We start from the raw sequence: 15578 nt of genomic DNA on the forward strand, positions 1-15578 counted from the left end.
CGAATAACTTCGGCGGCATGGCCACGGTGGCCGGCGTCAATGTCAGCCTGAACGACATCAACGCCTTAACGGTAGCGGTGACGGCCAGCGGCAACACCAGCCTGGCAGCGGCCGGCAATCTGACGGTCAGCGGCGCGACGCTGGACCTAACCACAATTGCTGGCGGAACCAGCAGCTTCGGCGCGACCGCGGCCACCGGCAACTTGACCAGCAGCAGCTCCGGCGCGGTCAGCCAGACCGGCGCCTTGTTGGTGAGTGGCACCAGCAGCATCACCGCCACTGGCCAGGACGTCACACTGGCAGGGGCGAATGATTTCGGAGGTGCAGCCACCGTGGCCGGCGCCCATATCAGCCTGAACGACATCAATGCCTTGACGGCGGTGTTGACAGCCAGCGGCAACAGCACTTTGGCGGCGGCCGGCAGTCTGGTCGTCAGCGGCACCACCGTGGATCTGAGCACGAGCACCACCGCCGCCGGCACCACCAGCTTCGGTGCGACCACGGCCACCGGCAATTTGACCAGCAGCAGCGCCGGCGCGGTCAGTCAGACCGGCGCGCTGACAGTGGGTGGCAACAGCAGCATCGACGCCACCGGTCGGAACATCACTTTGGGCGGCGCGAATGACTTCGGCAGCACGGCCACCGTGACAGGCGCCAACATCAACCTGAACGACATCAATACCTTGACGGTGCTCCTGACAGCCAGTGGCAACACCAACTTGGCGGCGGCCGGCAATTTGGCTGTCAGCGGCACAACGTTGGATCTGAGCACCAGCGCTGGCGGCACCAGCAGCTTCGGCGCGACCACTGCCAGCGGCAATTTGACCAGCAGCAGCGCAGGGGTGGTCAGCCAGACCGGCGCGCTGACGGTGGGCGGCACCAGTCATATTGCTGCTGCGGGGCAGGACGTGGACCTGCGGCTGGGCAATGATTTTGCGGGTTCGGTCAACGTTGGCGGCGCCAATGTCGGCTTGTCGGACAGCAACGATCTGACGGTTGCAATCACGGCCACCCGGACCGGCCTGGTCTCAGCGGGCGGCGTTTTGATGCTGTCGGGCAGCGCGGCTGGGGCACTGACGAGCCGCAGCGGGTCGAGCACAAATTTTGGCGCCACCACGGTCGGCTTGGCATTGACGGCCACTGCCGGCTCGGACTTGACTCAGACCGGCGCACTCGACGTGGGGGGCACGGCCACACTCAACTCGACGGCCGCTTCAATCCGCTTGGGCAATATCGGCAACGACTTCAAGGGTTCCGTCAGTGCCATCGCCAGCGGGCCGGCGCAGAGCGTGACCCTGGTGGATGCCAATGCACTTGACGTCAGTTTGACGGCCGGCGGTGCTGGCTCGGCCGCGGCGCTGGCCGGCGCCCTGACGTTGTCAAGCGCCAGCACCGGCACAACGCTGTCGACAAACAGCAGCGCAGGCACCCGTTTGGGCGCCACGACCGTGGGCTCGGCGCTGACCGTCGTCGCCGGTGGCGACGTGACGCAGACCGGCCCAATCACCGTGGGCAGCACAGCGGCGATCAACTCGGGGGCGGGTTCGATCACGCTGGCCGACGCGAGCAACGATTTCCAAGGCTTGTTGACGGCCACAGCCGCGAGTACCAACCAGTCCGTCACCGTCGTCGATGCCAACTCGCTCAACGCGCAGTTGACAGCCAGCGGAGTCGCCAGTGCCACCGCCAAGACCGGTGCGTTGGCTTTGGCGGGCAGCATCGGCGGATCGCTGACGACCCACAGCGCCGGCAACACCGACTTCGGGGCGACGACGGTAGGCGCTAGCCTGACGAGCAGCGCCGGGACCGATATTGGCCAAACAGGGGCCTTGGTCGTGGCCACCGCCGCGAGTCTCAACGCTGCGGCCGGCAATATCACCGTCAACCATGCCGACAACGACTTTGTGGGTTTGCTGACGGCCACGGCCGCTGCTGCTGGTAAGGACGTGAGCATCGTCGATGCCAACATGCTCAACTTGAACTTGCGTGCCGGGCGTGCCGGCAGGGCATCGGCAAGCACGGGTGACCTGGATATCACCGCCACCACCGGCACCACCTTGACCACCCACAGCGGCGGCGCGAGCAATTTTGGGGCTAGCCATATCGGCTCGGCGCTGACGGCCACTGCTGCCACCGACCTGACGCAAACCGGTGCGTTGACCGTGGCGACAACCGCCACACTCAGCGCAACGGCGGGTGCGATCAGCTTGGCAGACGCGAACAACGACTTCCAGGCAGCGGTTACAGCCACAGCGGCCAAAAATTTGAGCTTGGTGGACGCCAACCAACTGCGTTTGAGTCTGGCGGCCGGTGGTTCGGCCACCGTCAAGGCCGGCGATGTGCTGACCTTGAACGGCAGCGCCGGCACCGATCTGAGCCTCGTCGGCGGCAGCACCACCAGCTTGGGCGCGACGCTGGCTGGCGGCATCTTGAGCGTCAACAGCACCGGCGCGCTCAGTCAAACCGGCGCCATCACCGCCTCCGGGCTGGAGCTGAAAGGGGAGGGCAGCGTCAAACTCGACAACCCGGCCAATCAGGTGTCCCTGATCGCTGCCAGTGGCGGCAGCGGTGGCGCCGCCATCGAGTATGTCAACGCCGGCAATCTGGCCGTGGGGGCTGTCAATAGCTTGGGGCTGACCCGCAGTGGGCGGGTCTCCTTGCGTAGCGTCAGCGGTGACCTGACGCTGAACCAGTCGGTTGACATCGGCACGGCCGAGTTGACGCTGCAGTCGCAGGGGCAGGTCGGCCAAGCGCTCGGCCAGTCCATCAAGGCCGGCGGCCTCGAACTCTTGGGTGCCGCGACCTTCACGCTCAAGGACGTTGGCAATGATGTGTCCCGCATTGCCGTGGCCAGCGGCGGCGCAGCCGACGGTGTTGTCAGCTATGTCGACGCCAATGCTCTGGTGGTTGACGAGGTGGGCGGAACCAGCGGTATCGCTCGGACTGGCCATGTGACACTCAGCAATCTGAGCGGTGCGATGACGCTGAACCAGGCCGTCAATCTGGGCGCGGCCAATTTGACGCTGCGGACCGGCGGCTCGGTGACTCAAGCGGCCGGCAAGACCATCACGGCGACGGGATTGGAGCTGGGCGGCTCGGGTAGCTTCACCTTGACCGACAGTGGCAACCAAGTCGCCAAGATCGCAGCGACAAGCGGCGGCGCGGGCGACGGTGCCTTGCGCTACGTCGATGCCGATGCCCTGACGCTGGGCACGGTGGAAGGCAGTGTTGGTATCAGTCGCAGCGGTGATGTGAGCCTGCGTAACCAGTCGGGCGATTTGAGCTTGAGTCAATCGGCTTTGCTGGCCGGCAAAGCCCTGCGTCTGGAAGCCGTCGCCGGTGCGGTGTTGCAGACCAGTGGCCGCATCGACGCCGCCGCTTTAGGTGTGAACGCCGCCAACAGTATTTCGCTGGGGCAAACCAATGCGGTGGCCAGCACCTTCGCCGCCCGCTCGAACAGCGGCGACATTCTGTTCAAGAATGGCAACGGTTACGCGGTGGGCAATCTCAGCGCCGATGGCACGCCGTTCACGGCCGTCAATGGTCTGACGGTGGCGGCCACCAATAACATCACGCTGAACACCGGCGCAGGCACCGTGACGCAGGCTGCGGGCAGCAATTTAACGGCCGGTGGGCTCGAACTGCTGGGGTCGGGTGCTTACACATTGACGAATCCGGCCAACGACATCGCCAAGTTTGCGGCGGCGCAAGGTGCTGCGAGCGATGGAGCGATCGCCTATGTCGATGCGAATGGGTTTGAGCTCTCCAGCGTTGGCGCGGTCGGCGTCACACGTGCTGGCACGGTGGACCTCAGCAATGACGCTGGAAGCCTCAGCCTGGTGCCATTGGCCGGCTCGATTGTCAGCATCAGTGGGGGGGCGATTGGCATCGCCAGCCCACAGTTGGTGGACGGCAAGCTCAGCCTGCCGGTGTTCAATTTGTCGGGCAATATCGCCCTCGACAAGGGGGCGCTTAGCTTGAAGGTACTGAAGGCTGCGAATGTGGACGCCGAGATGTTCGCCAAATACCGCAGCGACATCGGAATTGCCAAGGAAGTCATCTTGGTGGATGCCGTGGGTCGGCCAATCAAGATTTTGGCAGACGTCATCGTGCAAAGCGCTGGCTCGCTCAAGGTTGCCAACGAAGGCCGGCTGAATTTGCTCGCCGAGCTGGGTGGTTCGGCGAGTTTGCAGCAAGCAGGCAATGATTTTTCTGGCGGTCTGTCGGCCAATTTGGCCGCCGTCAAGCCGGCCGCGTCGGAGGAAGGCCCAGCACGGTCCTTGTTGCGCGTCGTTGGCACGACGGTCAACGTGGTCGGTGACGGTGTGAGCGCCGATACCGCCTACCTTGCCGCTGAGCAATTGGCGACGGGCGATGCGGCGGCCATCAACGTCCGCATGAGCTACAGCAATACCTTGGGCACGCGCAGTCAAATGCCGGCCTTGGTGCTGGACATGGCCTCGAACGCCTTCGACGGCTCGGTATCCAATCCATTCGGATCTCACCCGGGCGCAAATATCCGGGTGACGGCGGGTGCGGATGGTGCCCAAGGGCAAGCCGAGGCGGGCTTTGTCAGCGTGCGGCCCAACGCAACGCTTGACCCGGTGCGCACCCAAAGCCTGATCGGCAAGCGCGCCGCCATTTTTCTGTCTGGCCCCGAGACCGGTGTGGCCGGCTATTTGTTCTTCTACGACGGCGCCGGCTCCCAGCTCGAGATCCCGATCTACTACAACGGCTATGCGCCCAGTTCACCGCAGGTGGAGGGTGCACTGTCATCGATTGCGTCGGTGTCTGAGGCCGCACGCCGTGACCGTTTTGAAGAAGCGGTGCGGACCGAAAATGTCGCGGCGCGGCTGCGCGGCGGCGTGATCTCTGAAGTAGGGCCGGGCCGCCCTGCGACCTCGGGCAGTTCGGGGGCGGCGGAGGCGGCGGGCTGCGAAATGGTGGGCGGTGAAGCCAAAGAAAGCCAGCTCAAATGCAAAATCTAACCGCTCAAGAAAGCCCAGTTTCCGGTGTTGGCGGGGTAAGCCACGGATAATCTGTCAGCAGGCGTTCGGCTCTGAATAAAGAGCCAGCGCCGGCGCAGCAACTTCTGGAGAAACACTCATGCCATCGAATTTCAGTCAGTCGCGTCGCCGTGCATTGGGGCAGAGCGCTGCGGTGGGGCTTGCTCCTTTTGTCGCTTGGCTGCCGGCGCGTGCTGCGAGTTATCAAACCGCGTCGCCGGCTGGTTTCGCGGGCGAGGAGGTCAGGCTGGCTTTCTTGCTGGGCAATAACGACTACCCCGCCGAACAGGATCTGCCGCCGGTGCCCAAGAATTTGAGGGATTTGAAAGCGGCGCTGGAGACCAAGGGGTTCAAGGTCGTTGACGCCTTGAATCTTGATTTGCCGCGTTCGCGTTTGGCCATCGACGCCTTCTCCAAAACAGTCGCCGCGGCGCCGGCCGATGCCACCATATTCTTCTACTTCACCGGCCATGGCGTGCAAGACGAAGCACGCAATCTATTGATTTCTGCTGGCGTCAACCCGGGTAAATTAGGCGAGGTACAGAGTGGCAGCCTGGAGCTGAATCTGGATGTGGTCGGGCCGCTGTCGCCGCGCACCGCCGGCGCAACCTTTGCGGTCATCGATTCCTGTCGGGTGTCCATCCGCAGCGCGCTGCGGGACAAAGACGGGCTGAACCAGGTCGAGGCCCCGGTCGGCTGCTTGATTGCGTTCTCCACCGCTGCCGGCAAGCCGGCCATCTCGTCGTCGCTGGCGACCGAGAACACTTTTTACACCGCCTCCCTGGTCAAGGTGCTGAACGCCGCCAGCGATGACACCAGCTTTGTGGACATCTTCAGGATGGTGCGCCGCGATGTGCGTGACACCATGTTGAACCACCCCGTTCGCGAAATCCGCTTGGTCGCACAAGATCCGTTCATTGCCGACAACACGCGCATCACCGTGCCCCTGCAGCGGCGCCTGAACACCAGCGCCGGCAAGGAGCTGACGGCGCAACAAATCGACGAAGACGGGCTGTGGGAGCAAATCCAGGCCAGCGTTTGGCCAGCCGAGATCGTGAAGATTTGCAATCGCTACCTGGAGCAGTATCCGCAAGGCCGGCGCAAGCAGTCGGTTGAAGTCGCACTTGAAGGCGCGCAGGATTCGGCCAAGATTCTGCAGCGCAATGACATCAAGCTCTACCGGAGTTCGTTCCAAGCATCTGCCGCGATGGACCAGGCCGTCACGCGTGATATTGCGCGCGCCGCTCGGGGCGACAAGGATGCCGCCAAGCGAGTGGGCGTGATCTACAAGGACGGCTCCACGGGCCAGGAAATGGGCCGCTATGAAGGCTGGTTGCAATACGCATCATGGCTGGGCAACGGCATCGCCAGCTATGACCTTGCGCTGCATTACCGCAAGCTTGACCAACCCGATCTGGCGGCGCGTTACGAGTCGCGCGCACGTGAACTTGGTTTCACGCCGCCGCCGTCGCTGAAGTCCGGTTTGAAGTAATTCAGATCGCTCGCGGCTTGTAAAAGAAAAAAAGGCCCGCCGGTCATTCGGCGGGCCTTTGTTTTTGCGCAGACTGATCAGCTCTGCACGCCCTCGGCGGCTTGCGCATACTCCTCGATCTGGTCGAAGTTCAGGTACTTGTAGATCTGGCTGCTGTCCTTGTTGATCACGGCCATATCGGCGTGGTACTCGGCCACTGTCGGAATGCGACCCAGCTTGGACGCGATTGCCGCCAACTCGGCCGAGGCCAGGTAGACATTGCTGTTCTTGCCCAGGCGGTTGGGGAAGTTGCGGGTGCTGGTGGAGACCACCGTGGCGCCCTCGCGCACCTGGGCCTGGTTGCCCATGCACAGGCTGCAGCCGGGCATCTCGGTGCGCGCGCCGGCGCTGCCGAAGTTGGCGTAGTGGCCTTCTTTCACCAGCTCTTCCTCATCCATCTTGGTGGGCGGTGCCACCCACAGCTTGACGGGGATGTCACGTTTGCCTTCGAGCAGCTTGGAGGCGGCGCGGAAGTGACCGATATTGGTCATGCAAGAGCCGATGAAGACCTCGTCGATCTTGGTGCCGGCGACGTCGCTCAAGAACTTGGCATCGTCCGGATCGTTCGGGCAGCACAGGATCGGCTCCTTGATATCGGCCAGGTCGATCTCGATCACATGGGCGTACTCGGCGTCCTTGTCGGCAGCCAGCAAGTTCGGCGCGGCCAGCCAGGCCTCGACCGCCGCGATGCGGCGCTCCAGCGTGCGCTTGTCCTGGTAGCCGTCGGCGATCATGTTCTTCATCAGCACAATATTGCTGGTCAGGTACTCCTTGATCGGCGCGGGGTTCAGGTGCACGGTGCAGCCGGCAGCGGAGCGCTCGGCCGAGGCGTCTGAGAGCTCAAACGCTTGCTCGACCTTCAGGTCTGGCAGGCCTTCGATCTCCAGGATGCGACCCGAGAACTCATTGATCTTGCCGGCCTTGGCGACGGTCAGTAAGCCGGCCTTGATGGCGTACAGCGGGATCGCATGGACCAGGTCGCGCAGCGTGATGCCGGGCTGCATCTGGCCCTTGAAACGCACCAGCACCGACTCGGGCATGTCCAGCGGCATCACGCCGGTGGCCGCACCAAAGGCGACCAGGCCTGAGCCTGCGGGGAAGCTGATGCCGATCGGGAAGCGGGTATGGCTGTCGCCGCCGGTGCCGACGGTGTCGGGCAGCAGCAGACGATTCAGCCAACTGTGGATCACGCCGTCCCCCGGACGCAGCGCGACGCCGCCGCGGCTGCTGATAAAGGCGGGCAGCTCGCGGTGCGTCTTGACGTCAACCGGCTTGGGGTAAGCGGCCGTGTGGCAAAAGCTCTGCATCACCAGATCGGCGCTGAAGCCCAGGCAAGCCAAGTCTTTCAGCTCGTCGCGGGTCATCGGGCCGGTGGTGTCCTGGCTGCCGACCGTCGTCATGCGCGGCTCGCAGTAGGTGCCGGGGCGCACGCCCTGGCCTTCAGGCAGCCCGACGGCGCGGCCGACCATTTTTTGTGCCAGCGTGAAGCCGGCCTTGGTCGCGACCGGCGCTGTCGGCAGGCGGAAGGTGGTGGCGGCGGGCAGACCGAGGAAGTCGCGCGCCTTGGCGGTCAGCGAGCGGCCGATGATCAGGTTGATACGGCCGCCGGCACGCACTTCGTCGAACAAGACATCGCTCTTGAGCTTGAACTCGACAGCGAGCTTGCCGTCTTTTTCGATTTTGCCGTCGTAGGGGTAGATGTCGACCACATCGCCCATATTGAAGGCCGACACATCGACTTCGATCGGCAGGGCGCCCGAGTCTTCTTGCGTGTTGAAGAAGATCGGTGCGATCTTGCCGCCCAGTGTCACGCCGCCAAAACGCTTGTTCGGCACAAAGGGAATGTCCTCGCCGGTGGCCCAGATGACGCTGTTGGTGGCCGACTTGCGCGAGGAGCCGGTGCCGACCACATCGCCCACATAGGCGACCAGATGTCCCTTGCTCTTCAGGTCCTCGATGAATTGCATCGGGCCGCGCTTGCCGTCCTCCTCAGGCGTGATGCCGGGGCGGGCATTCTTCAGCATCGCCAGATAGTGCAGCGGAATGTCCGGGCGGCTCCATGCGTCGGGCGCCGGGGACAGGTCGTCGGTATTGGTCTCGCCGGCGACCTTGAAGACGGTCACGGTGATCTTGCGCGCTACTTCGGGGCGGCTGGTGAACCACTCGGCATTGGCCCAGCTCTGGATGACCTCTTGGGCCTGCACATTGCCGGCCTTGGCCTTCTCGCTGACATCATGGAAGAAGTCGAACATCAGCAGTGTCTTCTTCAGCGCGGCGGCGGCGGTGGCAGCGACTTCGGCGTCATCCAACAGGTCGATCAGGGGCTTGACGTTGTAGCCGCCGACCATGGTGCCGAGCAACTCGGTGGCACGGGTCTTGGAGATCAGACCAAGCGTCAGGTCGCCATGCGCCACCGCCGCCAAAAAGCTGGCTTTGACCTTGCGGCGTTGTCGACGCCCGGCGGAATGCGATGCGTCAGCAGATTCATCAGGAACTCGCCTTCACCCGCAGGCGGGGCCTTGATCAGCTCAATCAGTTCGGCTGTTTGTGTGGCGTCGAGGGCCAGCGGCGGAATGCCAAGGGCGGCACGCTCGGCAACATGTTGGCGGTAGGCTTGCAGCATGATCGGTCTCTCCAGAGGTTGCTATGAGGAATGGTAAATAGTCAGAAATGCTCAGGGCAGGGTCGGCGTGATGACCTTGAGCCCCTTGAAATAGTCGCGAAAAAAACCTTCGTCGCGGGTCAGCAGGGCGTCGCACTGCAGCATGGCATGGGCGCCGACCAAGAAATCTGGGATCGTGCGTTGAGATGCTGAGGCGCCGGCCCCGGCGAGCACGCGCTGCTTGTACTTGCGCTGCATCTCACCGGCTCGGATGGCGGCGCGCTGATCCAAGGCCAAAAAGCGCAGGCCCATTTCTTCCAGCACGTCCATCACCTCGGAGCCATGTCCGAGGCCGGCCGTGACCTCGCTGACCACCACATCGCAGACCACCACCGGGCCCGAACTGAGCGCCAGCCGCAGGCAAGCCTCGGCCGCATCGGCGCGGGCGTCGTCGCCCAGCAGGTCGATCAGTACCGAGCTGTCAACGGCAATCATGGCTGGGCGCCCCGGCTCATTCCGCGATCGGGTCGCCGGGGGCGCGTCCGCGCAGTTCGCGCATCACATCATCCGAGCTGACTCCCTCGGGCAGCTTGAAGCGGCCGCGTGCGCGTGAAATCGCGTCGTCGACGTTCTTGCGCAGGATGATGCGCGCGCCGTCAAGTTCGACCTTGAGGGTCGAACCCTTGCTCAGACCCAATGCATCACGCACGGCCTTGGGCAAGGTGATCTGGCCGCGCTCGGCAACGGTGGCTTCCATGCGAACCTCCAAAGGGGGGAAAGTATGCATTTATTATACGTACTTAATTCGGCGTACTGAGGCCGAATTTGGCGCCGAGCCGGGTCACTGCTTGATTGACGACTCGGGCGTGATGCTGGCGCCGACCAACGGCGCGGCAATGGCAGGGGCAATGGCAGGGGCAGGGGAGCCATCCGCCTGCGCACCGGCCAAGGCTGCCGACTGAGCTTCGGAAATCTGCGCGGAGTTCATGCAGAAGTCGATCATCCGTTGCCCGACCTTGGTGTTCATCAGCATCGATTTCGTGGGGATCTGCAACCAAACGACGCCGGCTTTCTTGTCCTCTAGGCGGACCGCGCCGGTGGTGGTGGGCTCGGGCGCCATATTGAAGACCAGCTTGCCGAACTGCAGCCGAAAGCGACCCGGCTTGTCGGGGTCGGGCGTGACGGAGACCTTGTTCTTGAATTCGCAGTCGGCATCGCCTGCATGGACTTGTGTGCTGGCCGCCATCTGCTCTTCGTTCAGCGGGGTGTTGTCTTCGGCTTCCGGCTCCGGCGCCTTGACGGCGGGAGCGGCCTTGGCCGCAAGCCGGTTCTTGGGCTTGGTGGTGGCAGAGGGTGCGGCCGACCAAGCATGGCTGGCGGCAACGGCCAGGGCGCAAAGGATGAGGCTTGACTTGATGATGTGCATATAAGAGTGCGTCTGAGGTCTGATACTTTGATTGTCGGGCCAGACGACCATATTTTCCTGTCGTTTGCGGCGCTTGTTTATCGCTGTTTCAGCGAGTGTCTTCAGGGCGTGCCAAAAAACGCCAGCGCCACCTCGATGGGCAAGGCCTGGCCGGTGCGGTGTGCCCGCTCCAACACCTGCCAAAAATAGCGGTAACTGGCGCGGTCATGCAAGCTGTCGCGGTGCTGGATCGGCGCCCAGTCGGCAGCGATTGCCGCGTGAATGATGGCTATCGCCTCGTCGATCTCGGCCACGCTGGGCGCGAAGGCGTCGATGATGGGCTGGATCTGGCTGGGGTGGATGCTCCACATCCGGGTGTAGCCGAATTCCCGCGCTGCCCGAGCGGCCGAGGCTTCGATGGCAGCCGCATGTTTGAACTCGGTCACCACGCAATGCGAAGGCGTCTTGGCGTGGGCATGGGCGGCCGCCGCGATCTCCAGCTTGGCACGCATCACCAGCGGGTGGCTGAACTGGCCCTCCGCACTCAGCGCATGGCGCGGGATGGCACCGCGGTGCGCAGAAACGAAGTCCATCAAGCCAAAGGACAAAGACTCGATGCGCGGATGGGCGGCGATTTGCTGCACGTCGCGCAGCGCGCCGTGGGTTTCGATCAAGACATGGACGGGCAGCGGCTTTTGGATGCCGTGGCGCAAGAGGCTGGCATCGATGAAGTTGCAGGCCGCGTCGACCTCGGCAAGACTGCGCGGCTTTGGCACCATCAAATAGGCCAGCCGCTCGCCGGCCTTGGCGATCAGACCGTCGACATCGGCTTCAAAGGCGGTTGAACCCAGCGGATGCACGCGTGCGCCGACACGACCATGGCGGTTGTCGGCGCCGTTCAGCAGTTCGGCCACCAAGAGTACATGCTCGGCCTCGCCGCCTATAGGTGCGCCGTCCTCACAGTCCAGGGTGATGTCGAACAGCGGCCCCATCTGCACTTGCAGCTCCAGGCTCTTGCGCATGCGCGCCTCAACGCCGCAGTAATGGTCGACCACCGGCAGGGCGGTGGCGACGTCGCCGTCTTCGAACAGGGCTTGTTTGGGATGCAGGGCTTGGCTCACGCAGGGGCTCATTCAGGAAAAAGGGGTCGGCATGTGTTCATGCCGACCCCTAGCTTACTCAGGAAATTGCCTCAAAAAGGCCGACGAGGGCATTACAGCAAATGCTTGACGCCGTCTTGCTCGCCCTGCAATTCGGCCAGCGTCTTGTTGATGCACTCTTGCGAGAAGGCGTCGATCTCCAGGCCTTCGACGATTTTGTATTCGCCGCCCTCGCAGGTGACCGGAAAACCGAACATGACTTCCTTCGGAATACCGTATTCGCCGTTCGACGGAATGCCCATGGTGACCCATTTGCCATTCGTGCCCAGGGCCCAATCGCGCATGTGGTCAATGGCTGCATTGGCGGCCGAGGCAGCCGAGGACAGGCCACGTGCTTCGATGATGGCGGCGCCGCGTTTGCCGACGGTCGGCAAGAAGGTGTCCTTGTTCCAGACCTGGTCGTTGATCATGGCGGCCACCGAAGCACCTTCGATGGTGGCGAAGCGGTAGTCGGCGTACATGGTCGGCGAGTGGTTGCCCCAGACGGCCAGCTTTTCGATTGCGGCGACCGGCTTGCCGGTCTTGGCAGCGATCTGCGAAGCAGCGCGGTTGTGGTCCAGGCGCAGCATGGCAGTGAAGTTCTTGGCCGGCAGATCCGGCGCCGACTTCATCGCGATATAGGCATTGGTGTTGGCCGGGTTGCCGACCACCAGCACGCGTACATTGCGCGAAGCCACGGCGTTCAAGGCCTTGCCCTGGGCGGTGAAGATCTGACCGTTGATGGCCAGCAACTCGGCACGTTCCATGCCGGCCTTGCGCGGCATCGAGCCGACCAGCAGCGCGTAGTCGGTGTCCTTGAAGGCGGTCATCGGGTCGCTGTGCGCTTCCATCCCCACCAGCAGCGGGAAGGCGCAGTCTTCCAACTCCATCATCACGCCCTTGAGCGCTTTTTGCGGGCCTTCGACCGGCACTTCCAGCAGTTGCAGGATGACGGGCTGATCCTTGCCCAGCATTTCGCCGGAGGCGATGCGGAACAACAGGGCATAGCCGATTTGGCCGGCAGCGCCGGTGACGGCAACGCGAACGGGTGTCTTGCTCATGTGTGATGGCTCCGAGAGTGTTGAAAAAGGGGACAAATTCGGTCTGCCCGCAGGGCCAAGCCCTCAGGCGCGCAACAAGTGTAGGGCAGACTCTGGGCTATACCCTGGTCTTGCCGCCGCTGCGACGCTGCTGCGCGTCTTAATTATCGCTAATTTCGTGCAAAACCGATTGTCTTATGTCTTATATAAGACGTCATTCGTTTTCTTGCGATCAATCAATGGACAAGCCTTGCTGGCTTGTGCTGCAATGGCGGCCATGCCGAGCATTCCTCGATCAATTGCTGAAGACTCTGCTCGCTCGGATGCGATGAGTTCGCCCTCGTTCAGCCCTTTGTATGCCCAAATCAAGGCCCTGATCACTGCCAAGCTGCAGTCGGGGGAATGGAAGGCGGGCGACCTGATTCCCAGTGAGCTGGATTTGGCCAAGCGTTTTGGCGTCAGCCAGGGCACGGTGCGCAAGGCCATTGACGAGATGGCGGCCGAGAATTTATTGGTACGTCGTCAAGGGCGGGGCACTTTTGTCGCCACTCATGCCGAGCAAAAAGTGCAGTACCGTTTTTTGCGCCTGATGCCCGACGAAGGCTCGGAGTCGCTGGAGCGGCAACTGCTGGATTGCCGGCGCCAGCGCGCCACTGCGGTGATTGCCCGGGCCTTGCAAATGCGCAGCGGTGACGCCATGGTCGAAGTACGCCGCCTGCTGAGCAGCAAGGGCGTGCCGGTGGTGCTGGACGACATCTGGCTGCCGGGAGATTTATTCAAAGGCTTGACCAGCGAACGCCTGAATTTGCACCGCGGGCCGTTTTACGGTCTGTTCGAGCGCGAATTCGGGGTGCAGATGATCCGGGCCGAAGAAAAAATTCGTGCGGTCGCGGCCGATGCGGCCTCCGCGCAGCTCCTGCAAGTGCCGGTTGGGGCACCTCTGCTCAGCGTTGAGAGACTGTCGTTTACCTATGGCGACAAGGCGGTAGAGTTGCGCCGCGGCTTGTATAGCACTACCTCGCACTTCTACCGCAATGAGCTTAACTAATCCTTGCGCGTTGCGCGGTGGGTACGGCGAGCCCAAGCGTCGTGCTGCATTGCAATAAACTGCGTGAGTTTCATTTGATTACAACAAAAGGCTGGGTATGACGAACACCACCAACGGATCGAGGCCCAAACGGCCGCTATTTACCAATATTCATGTGACGCAGATCGTTTCTTATCGTTTGCCGCCGGCCGGCATCGTGTCGATCCTGCACCGGATCAGCGGCTTGATGATGTTCTTGCTCTTGCCCTTCGTGATCTGGCTGTTTGACAACAGTCTGACTTCGGAGATCTCCTATGAAAGCTTCACCAATGCCTTCGTAGCGGGCATCGGTTTTGTGCCGGCTTGGTTCGTCAAACTGGTGGTCTTGGGCCTGCTGTGGGCCTACCTGCACCATTTCATCGCCGGTGTGCGCCATCTGTGGATGGACGCCACTCACAGCGTCAGCAAAGAGCAGGGCCATAACTCGGCCATAGTCACCCTGGTCAGCAGCGTGCTTTTGACGCTTTTGCTGGCCGCTAAGCTGTTCGGCTTGTACTGAATAGAACTCGGAGAAAACAAGCATGAGTACTTTTGGTTCCAAGCGCATCGTCGTCGGTGCGCATTACGGACTGCGCGACTGGTTGGGTCAACGCATCACGGCGGTCTTGATGGCGCTGTTCACCATCGTCGTATTGGTGCAATTTTTGATGCCGGGCGAACTCGGCTATGACCACTGGGCGGCGATCTTTTCCCCGCAGTGGATGAAGACGCTGACCTTTGTCACCATCTTGGCCTTGACGTTTCACGCCTGGGTCGGCGTGCGCGATATCTGGATGGACTATGTGAAGCCGGTCGGTGTGCGCCTGTTCTTGCAGGTGGCTTCCTTGGTGTGGTTGGTGGGATGCGCCGGTTGGGCGATTCAAGTGTTGTGGAGACTGTGATGACGGTGGCTAATTCGAATACGAAGTCGATTCCAAAACGTAAGTTCGATGTGGTCATCGTCGGAGCCGGTGGCTCGGGCATGCGCGCGTCGCTGCAGCTGTCCTTGGCCGGCCTGAACGTGGCGGTGCTGTCCAAGGTTTTCCCGACGCGCTCGCACACCGTCGCCGCGCAAGGTGGCGTCAGCGCCTCGCTGGGCAATATGTCCGAGGACAACTGGCATTACCACTTCTTCGACACCGTCAAGGGTTCGGACTGGCTGGGTGACCAAGACGCGATCGAGTTCATGTGCCGCGAAGCTCCCAAGGTGGTTTACGAGCTTGAGCATTTTGGTATGCCGTTTGACCGCAATGCCGACGGCACGATTTACCAGCGCCCCTTCGGCGGCCACACCGCCAACTACGGTGAAAAGCCGGTGCAGCGCGCCTGCGCCGCCGCCGACCGCACCGGCCACGCGATGTTGCATACGCTTTATCAGCAAAACGTCAAGGCCAAGACCCAGTTCTTCGTCGAATGGATGGCGCTGGACCTGATCAAAGACGAGGCGGGGGACATCGTTGGCGTGACCGCGCTGGAGATGGAAACTGGTGAGATGCACATCATGGAGGCCAAGACCGTGTTGCTGGCTACCGGCGGCGCAGGGCGCATCTTTGCGGACTCGACCAATGCCTTCATCAACACCGGCGACGGCCTGGGCATGGCCGCGCGCGCCGGCATTCCTTTGGAAGACATGGAGTTCTGGCAGTTCCACCCCACCGGCGTGCACAACGCCGGCGTCTTGCTCACCGAAGGCTGCCGCGGCGAAGGCGCGATTCTGCGCAACAGCAATGGCGAGCGTTTCATGGAGCGTTACGCACCAACTTTGAAGGACTTGGCACCGCGCGATTTT

11 protein-coding genes and 1 pseudogene are annotated in these 15578 nt (G+C 62.6%); 6 read left to right on the forward strand and 6 right to left on the reverse strand.

Annotated elements, in window-relative coordinates:
- Together RMO57_RS07390 and RMO57_RS07395 are read left to right on the forward strand one after the other, a co-directional pair.
- Positions 1-4988: hypothetical protein (locus RMO57_RS07390; RefSeq protein WP_310385458.1), on the forward strand; the 4988-nt coding region annotated here is incomplete at its 5' end.
- 118 nt (positions 4989-5106) lie between these two features.
- Positions 5107-6498: a caspase family protein gene (locus tag RMO57_RS07395; protein WP_310385459.1), complete on the forward strand. Its 1392-nt coding sequence runs from the start codon at positions 5107-5109 to the stop codon at positions 6496-6498.
- A 146-nt stretch (positions 6499-6644) separates the two neighbouring features.
- On the opposite strand, the pseudogene acnB reads toward RMO57_RS07395, so the two are convergent.
- The 6 genes and pseudogenes from acnB to RMO57_RS07425 all read right to left on the reverse strand — a co-directional run.
- Positions 6645-9160 (reverse strand): annotated as a pseudogene (acnB, locus tag RMO57_RS07400) (bifunctional aconitate hydratase 2/2-methylisocitrate dehydratase); the annotation flags it as partial.
- 51 nt (positions 9161-9211) lie between these two features.
- Entirely contained in the window at positions 9212-9634 is a 423-nt protein-coding gene (locus RMO57_RS07405) for a type II toxin-antitoxin system VapC family toxin (protein ID WP_310385461.1), read from the reverse strand.
- A 16-nt stretch (positions 9635-9650) separates the two neighbouring features.
- Positions 9651-9896, reverse strand: a complete 246-nt coding sequence (locus RMO57_RS07410) for an AbrB/MazE/SpoVT family DNA-binding domain-containing protein (RefSeq protein ID WP_310385463.1) — start codon at positions 9894-9896, stop codon at positions 9651-9653.
- Between the two features lie 84 nt (positions 9897-9980).
- Complete coding sequence (locus RMO57_RS07415; RefSeq protein WP_310385464.1) at positions 9981-10565, reverse strand: hypothetical protein; 585 nt, start codon at positions 10563-10565, stop codon at positions 9981-9983.
- A gap of 101 nt (positions 10566-10666) precedes the next feature.
- The gene (locus RMO57_RS07420; protein ID WP_310385466.1) at positions 10667-11665 is read right to left on the reverse strand and encodes an HpcH/HpaI aldolase/citrate lyase family protein; all 999 of its coding nucleotides are present in this window, start codon (positions 11663-11665) and stop codon (positions 10667-10669) included.
- Positions 11666-11757: 92 nt separating this feature from the next.
- Positions 11758-12744, reverse strand: a complete 987-nt coding sequence (locus RMO57_RS07425) for a malate dehydrogenase (protein ID WP_310385468.1) — start codon at positions 12742-12744, stop codon at positions 11758-11760.
- Positions 12745-13000: 256 nt separating this feature from the next.
- On the opposite strand from RMO57_RS07425, the gene RMO57_RS07430 reads away from it, so the two are divergent.
- From RMO57_RS07430 to RMO57_RS07445, 4 genes are all read left to right on the forward strand, one after another.
- Entirely contained in the window at positions 13001-13771 is a 771-nt protein-coding gene (locus RMO57_RS07430; RefSeq protein WP_310385475.1) for a GntR family transcriptional regulator, read from the forward strand.
- 97 nt (positions 13772-13868) lie between these two features.
- The gene (gene sdhC, locus RMO57_RS07435) at positions 13869-14309 is read left to right on the forward strand and encodes a succinate dehydrogenase, cytochrome b556 subunit (RefSeq protein ID WP_310385470.1); all 441 of its coding nucleotides are present in this window, start codon (positions 13869-13871) and stop codon (positions 14307-14309) included.
- A 22-nt stretch (positions 14310-14331) separates the two neighbouring features.
- On the forward strand, positions 14332-14691 hold the full coding sequence (sdhD, locus tag RMO57_RS07440) for a succinate dehydrogenase, hydrophobic membrane anchor protein (RefSeq protein ID WP_310385472.1): 360 nt from the start codon (positions 14332-14334) through the stop codon (positions 14689-14691).
- Positions 14691-15578: FAD-dependent oxidoreductase (locus RMO57_RS07445; RefSeq protein WP_310385473.1), on the forward strand; the 888-nt coding region annotated here is incomplete at its 3' end. The genes sdhD and RMO57_RS07445, both read left to right, overlap by 1 nt.

It is taken from the genome of Roseateles sp. (assembly GCF_031397715.1).
Lineage (GTDB): Bacteria > Pseudomonadota > Gammaproteobacteria > Burkholderiales > Burkholderiaceae_C > Paucibacter_A.

Bases quoted from the DNA above. Each gene is read 5' to 3' on its own strand.
- RMO57_RS07395 (WP_310385459.1), top strand. From the start codon at position 5,107: ATGCCATCGAATTTCAGTCAGTCGCGTCGCCGTGCATTGGGGCAGAGC.
- RMO57_RS07405 (WP_310385461.1), bottom strand. From the start codon at position 9,634: ATGATTGCCGTTGACAGCTCGGTACTGATCGACCTGCTGGGCGACGAC.
- RMO57_RS07410 (WP_310385463.1), bottom strand. From the start codon at position 9,896: ATGGAAGCCACCGTTGCCGAGCGCGGCCAGATCACCTTGCCCAAGGCC.
- RMO57_RS07415 (WP_310385464.1), bottom strand. From the start codon at position 10,565: ATGCACATCATCAAGTCAAGCCTCATCCTTTGCGCCCTGGCCGTTGCC.
- RMO57_RS07425 (WP_310385468.1), bottom strand. From the start codon at position 12,744: ATGAGCAAGACACCCGTTCGCGTTGCCGTCACCGGCGCTGCCGGCCAA.
- RMO57_RS07430 (WP_310385475.1), top strand. From the start codon at position 13,001: ATGCCGAGCATTCCTCGATCAATTGCTGAAGACTCTGCTCGCTCGGAT.
- sdhC (WP_310385470.1), top strand. From the start codon at position 13,869: ATGACGAACACCACCAACGGATCGAGGCCCAAACGGCCGCTATTTACC.
- sdhD (WP_310385472.1), top strand. From the start codon at position 14,332: ATGAGTACTTTTGGTTCCAAGCGCATCGTCGTCGGTGCGCATTACGGA.